Origin of the sequence: Rhodococcus sovatensis, from assembly GCF_037327425.1 — a bacterium.
Taxonomy (GTDB): Bacteria; Actinomycetota; Actinomycetes; order Mycobacteriales; family Mycobacteriaceae; genus Rhodococcoides; species Rhodococcoides sovatense.
The window spans coordinates 2,454,272-2,467,509 of record NZ_CP147846.1; the positions used below are offsets into that span (position 1 = coordinate 2,454,272).

General features: G+C 63.8%; 15 protein-coding genes. 5 read left to right on the forward strand and 10 right to left on the reverse strand.

All coding sequences use genetic code 11. The features are described from left to right. Positions 1–16: 16 nt before the first annotated feature. Both npt and WDS16_RS11450 read right to left on the reverse strand, forming a co-directional pair. A complete protein-coding gene (gene npt / locus WDS16_RS11445; protein ID WP_338892775.1) occupies positions 17–679 on the reverse strand; it encodes a 4'-phosphopantetheinyl transferase Npt in 663 nt (220 codons plus the stop codon). Continuing rightward, positions 676–1,599: a metallophosphoesterase gene (locus tag WDS16_RS11450; RefSeq protein WP_338892776.1), complete on the reverse strand. Its 924-nt coding sequence runs from the start codon at positions 1,597–1,599 to the stop codon at positions 676–678. Before WDS16_RS11450 ends, npt begins: the two co-directional genes overlap by 4 nt. A 95-nt stretch (positions 1,600–1,694) precedes the next feature. Here WDS16_RS11450 and WDS16_RS11455 point away from each other — a divergent pair, with 95 nt between their 5' ends. Genes WDS16_RS11455 through WDS16_RS11475 form a run of 5 tightly spaced genes read left to right on the forward strand, consistent with a single transcriptional unit; the run spans position 1,695 to position 4,937 of the window. Then, complete coding sequence (locus WDS16_RS11455) at positions 1,695–1,865, forward strand: hypothetical protein (RefSeq protein ID WP_338892777.1); 171 nt, start codon at positions 1,695–1,697, stop codon at positions 1,863–1,865. Positions 1,866–1,898: 33 nt separating this feature from the next. Continuing rightward, positions 1,899–2,303, forward strand: a complete 405-nt coding sequence (locus WDS16_RS11460) for a TOBE domain-containing protein (RefSeq protein ID WP_338892778.1) — start codon at positions 1,899–1,901, stop codon at positions 2,301–2,303. Next, positions 2,300–3,064, forward strand: coding sequence for a molybdate ABC transporter substrate-binding protein (modA, locus tag WDS16_RS11465; protein ID WP_422395779.1), 765 nt, complete (start codon positions 2,300–2,302; stop codon positions 3,062–3,064). The genes WDS16_RS11460 and modA overlap by 4 nt, the downstream gene beginning before the upstream one ends. A gap of 20 nt (positions 3,065–3,084) precedes the next feature. Beyond that, positions 3,085–3,843, forward strand: a complete 759-nt coding sequence (locus tag WDS16_RS11470; RefSeq protein ID WP_338893356.1) for an ABC transporter permease — start codon at positions 3,085–3,087, stop codon at positions 3,841–3,843. Continuing rightward, complete coding sequence (locus WDS16_RS11475) at positions 3,840–4,937, forward strand: sulfate/molybdate ABC transporter ATP-binding protein (protein ID WP_338892779.1); 1,098 nt, start codon at positions 3,840–3,842, stop codon at positions 4,935–4,937. Before WDS16_RS11470 ends, WDS16_RS11475 begins: the two co-directional genes overlap by 4 nt. On the opposite strand, the gene WDS16_RS11480 is transcribed toward WDS16_RS11475, so the two are convergent. The 8 genes from WDS16_RS11480 to rimP all read right to left on the reverse strand — a co-directional run bounded on the left by WDS16_RS11480 (position 4,919) and on the right by rimP (position 13,119). Continuing rightward, positions 4,919–6,265 (reverse strand): MATE family efflux transporter, encoded by a 1,347-nt coding sequence (locus tag WDS16_RS11480; protein ID WP_338892780.1) that lies wholly within the window; start codon positions 6,263–6,265, stop codon positions 4,919–4,921. The genes WDS16_RS11475 and WDS16_RS11480 overlap by 19 nt on opposite strands. Continuing rightward, positions 6,252–7,202, reverse strand: coding sequence for a bifunctional oligoribonuclease/PAP phosphatase NrnA (locus tag WDS16_RS11485; protein ID WP_338893358.1), 951 nt, complete (start codon positions 7,200–7,202; stop codon positions 6,252–6,254). The genes WDS16_RS11480 and WDS16_RS11485 overlap by 14 nt, the downstream gene beginning before the upstream one ends. 13 nt (positions 7,203–7,215) lie before the next feature. Next, complete coding sequence (rbfA, locus tag WDS16_RS11490; RefSeq protein WP_068375595.1) at positions 7,216–7,683, reverse strand: 30S ribosome-binding factor RbfA; 468 nt, start codon at positions 7,681–7,683, stop codon at positions 7,216–7,218. Positions 7,684–7,715: 32 nt separating this feature from the next. Continuing rightward, complete coding sequence (locus tag WDS16_RS11495; RefSeq protein WP_068375593.1) at positions 7,716–8,006, reverse strand: DUF503 domain-containing protein; 291 nt, start codon at positions 8,004–8,006, stop codon at positions 7,716–7,718. Between the two features lie 125 nt (positions 8,007–8,131). Further along, the gene (gene infB / locus WDS16_RS11500) at positions 8,132–11,026 is read right to left on the reverse strand and encodes a translation initiation factor IF-2 (RefSeq protein WP_338892782.1); all 2,895 of its coding nucleotides are present in this window, start codon (positions 11,024–11,026) and stop codon (positions 8,132–8,134) included. A 98-nt stretch (positions 11,027–11,124) separates the two neighbouring features. Then, positions 11,125–11,529 carry a YlxR family protein gene (locus tag WDS16_RS11505; protein WP_422395780.1) on the reverse strand — a complete coding sequence of 135 codons (405 nt, stop codon included), beginning with the start codon at positions 11,527–11,529 and terminating at the stop codon, positions 11,125–11,127. A 7-nt stretch (positions 11,530–11,536) separates the two neighbouring features. Continuing rightward, entirely contained in the window at positions 11,537–12,547 is a 1,011-nt protein-coding gene (nusA, locus tag WDS16_RS11510) for a transcription termination factor NusA (protein ID WP_338892783.1), read from the reverse strand. Continuing rightward, the gene (rimP, locus tag WDS16_RS11515; RefSeq protein ID WP_338892784.1) at positions 12,544–13,119 is read right to left on the reverse strand and encodes a ribosome maturation factor RimP; all 576 of its coding nucleotides are present in this window, start codon (positions 13,117–13,119) and stop codon (positions 12,544–12,546) included. The genes nusA and rimP overlap by 4 nt, the downstream gene beginning before the upstream one ends. Positions 13,120–13,238 lie beyond the last annotated feature (119 nt).

Consider the following 13,238-nt stretch of genomic DNA (forward strand, 5'->3'; position numbering starts at 1 on the left):
TCTGCCAGGCGGGGAATCACATCACTGCAATCGCCGTGACGATCAGCCCATCGGAGATCAGCCAACGACCGTCGAACGAGGACAACGGAGCGCCCGATTCGGTGTGTCCAGGCACCAGAAGTTTCGAGTGGAATGTGCCGGAGAATTCGCTTCCCGTCGACGTCCGCTCGAACGTGATGTGGGCATCCTCGAACCCGAGCCAGCGGCCGGTGAGCGGCTCCCACGCCTTGTAGGTCGCTTCCTTGGCACAGAACAACAAACGGTCCCAGTGCATGCCGGAATCGGTCGTGCCGAGCCACTCGCGTTCGGCTTGCAGACTCACGGCGTCCAGAACGCCGTCGGGCAGCGGCCCGTGTGGTTCGGCGTCGATACCCACGGACCGCACTTGCAGTGCGTATCCGAGGACTGCGCCGCGATAGCCGTCGCAATGGGTCAACGAGCCGACGACGCCCTTCGGCCACTGAGGGGCGCCGGACTTGCCCCTCATGATCGGAGCCGGCTCGACCCCGAGTTTGTCCATCGCCACGCGCGCGCAGTGCCGAGCCGAGGTGAATTCACGCTTGCGCTTGTCGACTGCTTTGGCGACGAGAGGTGCTTCCAGCGGATGCGGCTGAAGGCCAGGAGGATCCTCGAAGAGCTCCGCAGCGACGACGCCGTTCGGCAGGATCGACTCGATCACTTGTTTGCCCTCATCTTCTCGACCTCGGCTTCCATCTCGGGCGTGACGGTGAAGTGCCCGCCCCACTTGTTCAGCGTTCCCTCGGGGTACTCGGGCACCGGGAGTATCTGACGAAGTACGTTGCTGGGCAAACCACGACGCTTCCACTCGCGGGGATAGCCGACGGAAACCTCTTCGAAGCGCACACCGTCGTAATACGTGGTGCGCGGAATATGGAGGTGCCCGTACACCGAACACACTGCGTTGTAGCGGGTGTGCCAATCGGCCGTCAGCGTCGAACCGCACCACAGCGCGAATTCCGGGTAGAACAGGACGTCTGTCGGCTGGCGAACCATCGGAAAGTGATTGATCAGGACCGTCGGGATCGACAGGTCGAGGCCGTCGAGTCGCTCCTCGGTGGCCGATATTCTCGCGCGGCACCACGCATCTCGCGTCGCGAAGGGTTGCGGAGAGAGCAGGAACTCATCCGTTGCGACCACATTCTTGTCTCGTGCGATTTTCAGACCGTGTTCTTTGTCGAGCGCACCTCGCGGCAGGAACGAATAGTCGTACAGCAGGAACATCGGCACGAGGGTGGCTGGGCCACCTTGGCCTTCCCACACGAGATAAGGATCCTCCGGCGTCACCACGTCGATCTCACGACAGAGGTTCACCAGGTACTCGTACCGCGCGACACCATGAATCTGTACGGGATCCTTGGCGGTAGTCCACAGCTCGTGGTTGCCGGGCACCCAGATCACTTTCGCGAACCTGCTGCGCAACAACTGGAGGGCCCATTTGATGTCGTCGGTCTTCTCGGAGACGTCGCCGGCAACGATAAGCCAGTCTTCAGGCGATTCGGGGTGAATATCCTCGGTGACCGGACGATTGCCGCGGTGACCTACGTGGATGTCACTGACTGCCCAGAGCTTGGCTGTCACAGGCCACAGTCCTTCCGATTGCGTGTGTGTGGGTTCCGAATCACTACCAACGCTTCATTGTCTCCTGCGATTCCTGACGGTGCGACAATCGGGCCATGGGAATTCTTCCAGCAGGTGTGCTGCTCTCCGTGATGGCTGCGTTTCTAGCGGGAATCGCCTCCGACAACTTCGTGGCAGGCTTCGCGATCACTGCAGTCGTCTGCGCCGTGGCGCTGGCAGCCGCCCACTTCCTGGCCCGTGCAGTCATTTCTCGTCGAAACCGCTAGAACCTACGCATTTGCTGGTTTATTATTTGATTTGTGCCGCATCCACGGATTCGCGTCAAAGACGCTGCAGAACTACTCGGGGTCAGTGACGACACCGTCCGTCGATGGATCGACAGCGGTGCACTGCCCGCACAGAAGGACGACGCGGGACGCAAGGTCATCGACGGCGCCGAACTGGCTCGGTTTGCCCGTCAGCACGCAACACCACCACCGGATCCGACCGGGACCGGCAGTTCGGCCCGCAACCGTTTCGTCGGACTGATCACGAAAGTGACTTCGGACACCGTCATGAGCGAGGTCGAGATGCAGTGTGGACCCTTCACTGTCGTCTCGCTCATGAGCACCGAATCGGTACGACACCTCGGTCTGGAGCCGGGGAAGATTTCGGTCGCCGTCGTCAAAGCAACCACCGTCATCGTCGAAGCAACGGCCTCGTGACGCGAACACCGATCAGTCTTCTCGTCCTCGGCGCAGCTGTCATCCTGCTGGCGGGATGTGGCAATTCCGAAGGCGCCGGCTCCGCGACGGACACCATCACCGTCTTTGCAGCTGCATCGCTGAAATCGACGTTCACAGAGCTGGGTGAGACGTTCGAGGCCCAGAATCCCGCAGTGACCGTGGAATTCAACTTCGCCGGGTCCTCGGACCTCGTCACTGCGCTTGCGCAGGGCGCACCGGCAGACGTCTTCGCTTCGGCGGACACCATCAACATGACCAAGGCTGTCGAGGCGAACCTCGTCGATGGCGAGCCCGTGAACTTCGCGAAAAACACCCTCACGATCGTCACCGCGCCCGGCAATCCCAAGGACGTGGCGTCGTTCGCCGACCTGGCCGACCCCGACATCCTGACGGTGGTCTGCGCACCACAGGTTCCGTGCGGCAACGCCACCGCCACTCTCGAGAAAGCAACCGGCACCACAGTTCCGGCGGTCAGCGAGGAGGCTTCGGTGACCGACGTCCTGGGCAAGGTCACGTCGGGGCAGGCAGATGCGGGCCTGGTCTACGTCACCGATGCAGCAGGCGCCGGCGACCAGGTGACGACCGTCGACTTCCCCGAAGCCCGAGAAGCCGTCAACACCTATCCCATTGCTGTTCTGAAGAGCAGTCGAAATGTTGCCGCGGCGTCGGCATTCGAAGCACTGCTCACCGGCCCGACCGGCCGGCAAGTACTGATCGAAGCCGGGTTCGCGGCTCCGTGAGGCCTGCACTCCCGAGGTGGATGTTCGTTCCCGCAGCACTGGGCGCGTTGTTCGTTCTCACGCCACTTCTCGCGATCCTGCTGAAGATCGACTGGACGAACTTCGTTCCGCTCGTGACGTCCGAGTCCTCGCGCACTGCCCTGATACTCAGCCTGAGAACCGCGGCAACGAGCACCTTGTTGTGCGTAATCCTCGGCGTACCGATGGCTATGGTGTTGTCCCGCACTGACTTTCCCGGGTTGTCGATACTGCGAGCTCTCGTTCTGCTGCCCCTTGTCTTGCCACCGGTGGTGGGTGGTATCGCCTTGCTGTACACGTTCGGCCGGCTCGGTCTTCTCGGTGAATATCTCGAGGGATGGGGACTATCCATTGCGTTCTCCACCACGGCGGTGGTACTCGCCCAGACATTCGTTTCACTGCCGTTTCTCGTCGTCAGTCTCGAAGGGGCACTGCGCAGTTCCGGTAGCGAATACGAAACGGTCGCGTCCACGCTGGGCGCTCGTCCCACCACCGTACTTCGACGTGTCACCATTCCACTCGTCTTGCCCGGCCTCGTGTCAGGATCGGTCCTCGCCTTCGCACGCGCTCTCGGTGAGTTCGGCGCGACCCTGACCTTCGCTGGTTCGCTCGAAGGGGTGACTCGGACCCTCCCGCTGGAGATCTACCTTCAGCGGGAGACCGACGCCGACGCGGCCGTCGCACTGTCGCTGTTGCTCATCGTCGTGGCGGCCATAGTCGTCGTCGCTGCTCGCGGTCGGCGTGTGGCGGGTGCACTGTGAGTTCGATATCGCTCACTGCCGACGTCATCGGTCGTGACGTGTCCTTCGAGTTCGACTGCGCCGACGGCGAAGTCGTGGCAGTTCTCGGGCCCAACGGCGCAGGAAAGTCGACCTTGCTGTCCGTGATCGCAGGATTGATCCGACCCGACACCGGACGCGTACTGCTCGGAGACGACGTCGTCACCGACACCGACACCGACAAAGGAACCTTCGTCCCTGTCCATGCCCGTGGGGTCGCAAGCCTGACGCAGAACGCCCTTCTGTTTCCGCACCTCTCTGTCGAAGCGAACGTCGCTTTCGGTCCCCGCAGTCGCGGCCTGCGCAAACGCGAAGCACACTTCAGAGCCCGCACATGGCTCGAGTCCGTCGACGCGATCGAACTCGCCGGGCGCAAGCCAGGTGAACTCTCCGGGGGCCAAGCGCAGCGCGTCGCCGTCGCACGTGCCCTGGCAGCCAATCCTCGGGTCCTCCTCCTCGACGAGCCGATGTCGGCCCTCGACGTCGACACCGCACCTGCCCTTCGACGCGTGCTGCGGAGGGTCCTGCGCGAACAACGACGGACGGCCGTCATCGTCACTCACGACCTGCTCGACGCGTTGGCACTTGCGGACACCGTTGTGGTCGTCGAGAGTGGACGGATCGTAGAGCGCGGCCCGACCACCGAGGTACTCACGGCTCCCCGCAGCGCCTTCGCTGCACGGATCGCGGGCGTCAACCTCCTATCGGGAACCATGGACGGCGCCGATTCGCTGAGCACGTCCTGGGGGCTGACCGTGTCGGGGCTAACCGTTTCGAGGCTAGGCGGAATCGACAGCGCCGGCAGCGGTGTCGCGGTCTTCGCACCCGCCGCCGTCGCGGTGCACCTCGAACCGCCACACGCCAGCCCGCGCAACGTCTTTCCGGTGACCATCGCATCGATGGACGTCCACGGTGCAACAGTCCGTATCAGGGCGGATCAGCATCCGGATGGGAGTCCCGGAATCGCAGCGGACGTCACGCCCGCCGCCGTTGCCGAACTCGACCTCGAACCCGGTCTAACCGTCTTCTTCGTCGTGAAGAGTCAAGAAGTAGCGCTTCACTCCGCGACGCGCTGAATGTCCGCACCCACCAGCGCCCAGCGGCCGGACATCATCCGCACGACGACGGTGATCATGCGAAGAATCACGAAGATGCTCAGCCCGACCCAAATTCCGCGCACACCCCAGTCGAACGCCAGCGCCATCCAGATCGATGGCAGGAAGCCGATCAGTGCGCACCCCAGCGTCGCCGTGCGCAGGAACGCGGCATCCCCCGCTCCGAGCAACACCCCATCGAGTGCGAACACCACTCCCGCGATCGGAACGATCGCCACGAAAATCCACCAGATGGAGTGCATCGCCGCAACAACCGAGAGGTCCGTTGTGAACAGCCCCGGAATTACGGTGTAACCGGCCGCGAACAGCGCTGCAAGTGCGATCGCGAACACCGTGGACCAGACGGTCAGACGCCACCCGAGCCGAGTCGCGCCGCTCGCGTCAGCTCGGCCGAGAGCTGCGCCGACCAGTGACTGCGCTGCGATCGCCAACGAGTCGAGAGTGAGCGCAACGAGATTCCACATGTGCAGGACGACCTGATTGGCGGCGACCGACGCTGCACCGAATCGCGACGCCACCGCGGCGGCCGACAAGAAGCATGCTTGGAAAGCAAGCGTTCGAATGATCAGGTCTCGGCCGAGTATCAACTGCGCTCGCATGATCGACCACGACGGACGCAGCGGCACTCCTGCGCGAATGATCGCGACCACGAAGAACCCACCGGCCACGGCTTGCCCGAGGACGTTCGCAACGGCCGAGCCGACCAGGCCGAGATGCGGGACACCCAGCAGACCGTGGACCAGCACCGGGCACAGAATCGCTGACAGGCCAAGCCCCGCAAGCACGAAACGGAGTGGCCGTGCGGTGTCTTGAAGTCCTCGCATCCAACCGTTGCCCGCGAGCGACACGAGGATGAACGGCACGCCGAGTATCGCCACCCTCAACCACGTGGTGGCCTCGGTCGTGATCTCACCACCGCCGCCGATGGCCGAGAGAATCGGTACGCACAGCACTTGCATCACACCGACGATGATCAGACCGAGTGCCAGCGCGAGCCAGGTCGCCTGGACGCCCTCCCCGACCGCGTCTCGATCACGCCCTGCCCCGTGCAAACGAGCGGCTCTCGCCGTCGTGCCGTAGGAGAGAAACGTCAGAGTACTCACCTGCGCAAGAACGAGGCCGCCTACCGCCAGACCCGCAAGAGGTAGGGCACCGAGACGTCCGACGACAGCGGCGTCGAATAGCAAGTAGATCGGCTCGGCTGCCAACACGCCGAGGGCGGGCAGCGCGAGACCGAGAATGCGACGCGGTGATGCATCTCCGGCTGCGCTCGTCTCAGCCGAGCGCATCGACCAGCAAGTCGATCACATCGGTCTTCGCACCGTGTGCTGTGAACCCCGCCGCGTTGCGGTGGCCGCCGCCCCCGAGCGTCGCAGCCACTGTCGAGACGTCCACTGCGGTCTTCGACCTCAGCGACACGGTCCACTCGTCACCGGATTGCTGTTTGAAAACGGCAGCCACCTCGGCCTCGGACGTCGTCCGAACGATGTCGATGACGCTCTCGATCTCCTCGGATCGCATACCCTCGGAATTTTCACGCAGAATTACCGCGTACACGAGGCCGAGACCACCGACCGCATCCTGTACGAGAGCGGCGGAACCGAGAACGGAACCGAGCATCGGAAGCCATCCGAACGGGTGATTGTCGAGCAGTTTGCGCGCGATCGCGGCACCGTCGATGCCGGTCGCAAGAAGCCGCTCGGCAAGCAGGTGTGACCCCGGACGAACCCATCGGAATGATCCGGTGTCGGTGACGAGGCCGGCGAACAGACAGTGCGCCAGGTCAGTATCGACGGCAACGTTCCACGCGTCGAGCAGGCGCGTAATGACAGCCGTCGTGGACTCCGCACCGTCGTCGACCACGTTCAGCGTGCCGAATCTCGTGTTGGACCGGTGGTGGTCGATTACCAGACAGGCGTCGGCCATGTCGATTCGGTCGGCCAGCGCACCCAGTCGGCCACGACTACCCGCGTCGACCGTGACGACCAGATCGACTCGAGACCGAACGTCCTCGGGCGCAGTAAGCATGTCACGGCCGGGCAGTTCGTTCATCGACTCGGGAAGCTCACTGGGACTTGCAAATGCAACCTGCACCTCGACGCCACGCCGAGCCAATACCGTTCCGATCGCAAGACCGCTGCCGATCGTGTCGGCGTCCGGCTGCACGTGGCACAGCACCGTCGCACTCCGCGCAGTCTCGAGCAGCGAGATCGCAGAAGCGAACATGTCGTCCACTCGATCAGTCCACGTCGGTGGACTCGGAATCCTCGACGGACTCGCGTGGAGCTTTGTATGGGTCGGGGTCGCCCGCGGGCTTGGCCGAGGCAGCCACCCGTGCGACTTCGCTGTCAGCCTGTCGAGCCCGCTCCAGCAGCTCTTCCATGTGACGCGCGGTATCGGGGACCGTGTCCGTCATGAACGTCAACGTCGGGGTGAACCTGACGCCCGTTCCTGCACCCACCTTCGACCTCAGTACACCCTTGGCCTTCTCGAGACCTGCGGACGCGGCTTGAAGATCGGGAGGGGTGTCGAGATCCTCGCCCATAACCGTGTAATAGATCGTCGCATCGTGCAAGTCGGCCGTGACCTTGCAGTCGGTGATCGTCACGAACGCCAGCCGCGGATCTTTGATCTCGTGGTCGATGGCCGTCGCAACGATGGCGGCAATTCGCTTCGAGAGCCTACGAGCTCTTGCCTGATCCACCATGAACTTTCACGCTCCTCACACGCGGTGCCGAGTCAGTCCTCGGGACCGAAAATTCTTCTTCTGACTGCCAACAATTCCAGATCGTGACGCTCGGCGACATGTCGCTCGCATTCGTCCAGCTTGTCGTGCAGACCTTCGACATCGGAGCCGACGGCCGCGATGCCGAACAACGAACGTCGAAACCGATCTCGTTCCCCCGTCTCCGCTGCCGACACTCCGAACCGTTGCAGCTCCGACAGAACCGGCAACACCGTCGAACGCTTGTCGGCGAGCGAACGGACATCCCCCAACAACACGTCCAGCTCGAGAGCACCCAGGTACACGCGGCCATCCTTCGAATCGGTTAGACCCCAACGATGCCGGCGGCGGTACCGATCAGTACCGCCGCCGGGCCTCGTTCGAATCAGTGCAGTGTCACTCCCCTTGATCCACCACAGCCGAGCACGTGCTAGTCGCGCGGCTTCTCACGCAGTTCGTACGCCTCGATGACATCGCCGACCTTGATGTCCGAGTACGTCACCGTGAGACCACACTCATAACCCTCGCGTACCTCTACCGCATCGTCCTTCTCGCGGCGAAGCGAGGAGATCGTGACGGTCTCGGCGACCACTGTGCTGTCACGCAACAGTCGTGCCTTGGCATTGCGACGGATCGTACCGGAGGTGACCAGGCAACCTGCGATGTTTCCGACCTTGGACGAACGGAACAGCGCGCGGATCTCGGCCTGGCCGAGAGCAACCTCTTCGTAGACGGGCTTGAGCATGCCCTTGAGGGCCTTCTCGATCTCGTCGATCGCCTGGTAGATAACCGAGTAGTACCGGATGTCCACGCCTTCGCGGTTGGCAAGCTCGGTGGCCTTGCCCTCCGCACGAACGTTGAAGCCGATGATGATCGCATTCGACGCCGACGCCAGGTTGACGTTGGTCTCCGTGACGCCACCGACTCCGCGGTCGATGACGCGCAACTCGACCTCGTCGTCGATCTCGATACCCAGCAAGGCCTCTTCCAGCGCCTCGACGGTTCCCGAGTTGTCACCCTTGAGGATCAAGTTGAGCTGCGAAGTCTCCTTCAGAGCTGCATCGAGATCGTCCAGGCTGATGCGCTTGCGACTCTTCGCTGCGAGCGCGTTGCGCTTGCGTGCATTTCGTCGATCCGCGATCTGACGGGCGATTCGGTCCTCGTCGACAACCAGGAGGTTGTCGCCTGCACCTGGAACCGATGTGAAACCGATGACCTGGACGGGACGTGACGGCAGCGCTTCGGTGACGTCTTCGCCGTGCTCGTCGACCATGCGGCGAACGCGTCCGTACGCGTCTCCCGCCACGATCGAGTCACCGACGCGGAGCGTTCCGCGGGCGATGAGGACCGTGGCAACCGGTCCGCGTCCACGGTCGAGGTGTGCCTCGATGGCGACACCCTGAGCATCCATGTCCGGGTTCGCACGCAGGTCGAGCGACGCATCTGCAGTCAACAGCACCGCTTCGAGAAGGGCATCGATATTGGTGCCCTGCTTGGCGGAGATCTCGACGAACATGGTGTCGCCGCCGTACTCCTCGGCAACCAGGCCGTACTCGGTCAGCTGCTGACGGATCTTGTCCGGGTTCGCGCCTTCCTTGTCGATCTTGTTGACCGCGACCACGATGGGCACATCTGCTGCCTGCGCGTGGTTGATCGCTTCCACCGTCTGAGGCATGACGCCGTCGTCGGCAGCGACGACCAGGATCGCGAGATCCGTGGCCTTGGCACCACGAGCACGCATGGCCGTGAAGGCCTCGTGACCGGGGGTGTCGATGAACGTCACGAGACGCTCGTTGCCTTCGAGCTCGGTCAGCACCTGGTAGGCACCGATGTGCTGCGTGATACCACCGGCTTCACCTTCGCGAACAGCGGTATTACGGATCGAGTCCAGCAGTCGCGTCTTGCCGTGGTCGACGTGACCCATGACCGTGACGACCGGCGGACGCTGCTCGAGATCGTCCTCGCCACCCGCATCCTCGCCGTAGGTGAGGTCGAAGCTGTCGAGAAGTTCGCGATCCTCGTCCTCGGGGCTGACGACCTGGACGACGTAGTTCATTTCGCCGCCGAGCAGTTCGAGCGTCTCGTCGTTGACCGACTGAGTCGCCGTCACCATCTCGCCGAGGTTGAACAGGGCCTGCACGAGCGCTGCGGGGTTCGCGTCGATCTTGTCCGCGAAGTCCGACAGCGATGCGCCGCGAGCGAGACGGATGGTCTCACCGTTGCCGCGAGGCAACCTGACGCCGCCGACTGCCGGAGCCTGCATGCTTTCGTACTCGGCGCGTTTCGCTCGCTTCGACTTGCGTCCACGGCGGACAGCTCCACCCGGACGACCGAATGCGCCTGCAGCCGCTCCGCGCTGACCGGGACGGCCACCGCCACCTGGACGACCGCGGAAGCCACCTGCGGGAGCACCACCTGCGGGAGCACCACCGGGCGCACCCGGTGCGCCGCCGCCGCGGTATCCGCCACCGCCTGCGCCGCCACCCGGACGTCCACCTGGCGCGCCACCTGGACGACCGGGGCGGCCCCCTGCTGCCGGACTCGGTCGTGCCGAACGTGTCGGCATTGCACCTGGATTCGGACGGGGAGGCATAGAACCGGGGCTCGGACGAGGTCCACCCTGGCCCGGAGCCGGACGGGGACCGCCCTGTCCGGGAGCTGGGCGGCTTCCGCCCTGCGCTGCGGCCGGACGAGCTCCGCCCTGACCAGGAGTCGGCCGTCCGCCGCCGGGGCGGGGACTGCCTGGAGCCGGGCGTGGAGCCGGACGCTCCACTGGCGCCGAGGAGTACGGGTTGTTACCGACCCGAGGCGCCTTGGGGCCTGGCTTCGGTCCCGGTGCGCCCGGCTTCGGTCCGGCAGGTGCCGATTCCGTCTCTGCGGCGACCGGTGCCTGCTGAGCCGGTGTCGGCTGAGCCGGAGACGGGGTCGCGGCCGCTGGAGCAGCCGGTTCTACCGGTGCGGCGGGGGACGGAGCTGCTGGTGCCGGCGTTGCTGGTGCCGGAGCTGCTGGTACCGGGGTTGCCGGAACTTCGGGTTCCACAGCTGCGGGCGTCGGACGCGCAGCAGGCTTGGGGCCCGGACGCGGACCGCCAGGCTTGGCGCCTGTACTCGGCTTGGGTGCGCTCGCGTTCGCGCTGCCGTTCTCGGACGGCGAGTCCGACTTCTCGGACGGGAATGATTCACGTAGACGACGCGCTACCGGCGCCTCGACGGTGGACGACGCTGATTTGACGAACTCGCCTTGCTCTTTGAGCCGTGCGAGTAGTTCCTTACTGGTGACACCGAGTTCTTTTGCCAACTCGTGCACGCGGGCCTTGCCTGCCACTGCTCTCCTCACTGAGAGGCCGAGCGAGGCATTGGTGCCTGCACGACCTCGGGTTAATTCCGATGGACGTTCATCGTCGGTGCTTCACGGTGTGCTCATCAGTGCTGTTGCCTGTTCTTCTCGTCGGGTAGAACTCTGCGCTCTACGAAGGCGTCGACTGCGGAAATGTCGATCGCTCCAGGTACTCGTAGTGCTCTGCCGAAGGCTCGGCGCCGCTCCGCGTTGTGGAGACAAGTCCGATCGAGGTGCAACCATGCGCCTCGACCAGGAAGTCGGTGCTCGGCATCCGGGACGACGATGCAATCGAAAGATTGCGGTTCACCGCCCGAACGACTGACCACGACACGCAGCAGATCGGCGGTCGGAGCTTTCTCCTTGCACCCGACACAAGTTCGCACCGGTAGACGTATAGGCGTCGAACCGGTGCTCACATGACTGCGGGGCATGGAGTTCAATTCCGAACCAACTCCTACTCTACCGCTGTATTGCTCCGAACTCCGCATTCTGCACTTACCCGCTGGTGGACTCGGGTGCCGCGGCCGCGTCGCTTCGGATATCGATCCGCCAACCGGTCAGCCGAGCAGCCAACCGGGCGTTCTGGCCCTCCTTGCCGATCGCCAGGGACAGCTGGTAATCCGGGACGATGACGCGAGCTGCGCGGGCAGCTGCGTCGACGACCGTCACAGACACAACCTTCGACGGCGACAGCGCATTCCCGACGAACGTCGCCGGGTCCTCGTCGAAGTCGATGATGTCGATCTTCTCCCCCGCGAGCTCGCTCATGACGTTGCGCACGCGCTGTCCCATGGGTCCGATGCACGCACCTTTGGCATTGAGACCGGAGACGGTGGAAAACACGGCGATCTTGGAGCGATGGCCCGATTCACGGGCGACAGCGATGATCTCCACCGACCCGTCGGCGATCTCGGGCACTTCGAGTGCGAACAGCTTCCGAACGAGGTTCGGGTGCGTGCGGGACAGCGTGATCTGCGGCCCACGCTGACCACGCGCGACTCCGACGACGTAGCACTTGATTCTCTCGCCGTGCTCGTAGCTTTCGCCCGGAACCTGCTCGGCCGGCGGAAGCAGACCGTCCGCCCCGTTGGCTTCACTGCCGATGCGGACGATGACGGTGCCTTTGGCATTGGCCCTGGTATCGCGCTGGATGACCCCGTTGACGATCTCACCTTCGTGAGTGGAGTACTCACCGAAGGAACGCTCGTGCTCGGCGTCACGCAAGCGCTGCAAGATGACCTGACGCGCTGTCGTCGCGGCGATACGACCGAATCCTTCCGGAGTGTCGTCCCACTCCGAGATGGTGTTGCCGTCCTCGTCGATCTCTTTGGCCATAACCTTGACCGAACCGCTCTTACGATCGACATCGATCCACGCGTGCTGCTGATGGCCCTCGGTGTGCCGGTACGCGGTCAGCAGTGCAGTTTGAATCGTCGAGATGACAGTGTCGATCGAGACGCCCTTTTCGGCCTCGATCGCACGCAGCGCAGCAATGTCGATATTCACTTGTCGGACCCTTCTTCCGGTGCTTCCACATTCACGATCTCATCGGAGTCCGCAGGCGCAGGCCGACCGTCCACGACGCCGCCCGCCAACTCCATCTCTTCGACCTTGGGCCGCGAGAACTCTACTTGTACAACAGCCTTGACGACGCTGGAGAGTTCGACAGCCCGAGTGGCCAGAACGCCCTTCGTGCGCGTGACAATGGTCACGACACCGCCGTCGAGTACCCCGATTCGCCCGTCGAACTTTTCCTCGGCCAACTCGATACGCACCGACCGGCCCCGAGCACGGCGCCAATGCCGCTCTTCCGTCAACGGTCGGTCGATACCAGGAGTGGTGACCTCGAGCGTGTACGGCGCTTCGCCGAAGTCCGACACGGCGTCGAACACCTCCGAGATCTCACGACTGAGAATCGGCAGAGTGTCCAAATCGATGCCCTGCTCGCGATCGACCATGATCCGAACAGCGCTGTGCTTGCCCGCAGACACGACGTTGACGTCCTCGAGGTCGAAGCCCTGAGCATGAATCAGATCGGACAGGAGCGCGATGACCCTCTCCTTGGACGGAACAGGCATCGCGGTGTGCACTCCTCGTGAAGTTGTGGGCGAATCATCGTCAGACGGTGAACGTACAGCCTAGCGCCATCGAGACGCGTCCGTGACCAGGTGCGGGTGCGCATGGCCGAGGGCGTACC

Coding starts and splice junctions, on each gene's coding strand:
- WDS16_RS11470 (WP_338893356.1), top strand. CDS start 3,085: ATGTTCGTTCCCGCAGCACTGGGCGCGTTGTTCGTTCTCACGCCACTT.
- WDS16_RS11455 (WP_338892777.1), top strand. CDS start 1,695: ATGGGAATTCTTCCAGCAGGTGTGCTGCTCTCCGTGATGGCTGCGTTT.
- WDS16_RS11480 (WP_338892780.1), bottom strand. CDS start 6,265: ATGCGCTCGGCTGAGACGAGCGCAGCCGGAGATGCATCACCGCGTCGC.
- rimP (WP_338892784.1), bottom strand. CDS start 13,119: ATGCCTGTTCCGTCCAAGGAGAGGGTCATCGCGCTCCTGTCCGATCTG.
- WDS16_RS11505 (WP_422395780.1), bottom strand. CDS start 11,529: ATGCGGAGTTCGGAGCAATACAGCGGTAGAGTAGGAGTTGGTTCGGAA.
- rbfA (WP_068375595.1), bottom strand. CDS start 7,683: ATGGTGGATCAGGCAAGAGCTCGTAGGCTCTCGAAGCGAATTGCCGCC.
- WDS16_RS11485 (WP_338893358.1), bottom strand. CDS start 7,202: ATGTTCGCTTCTGCGATCTCGCTGCTCGAGACTGCGCGGAGTGCGACG.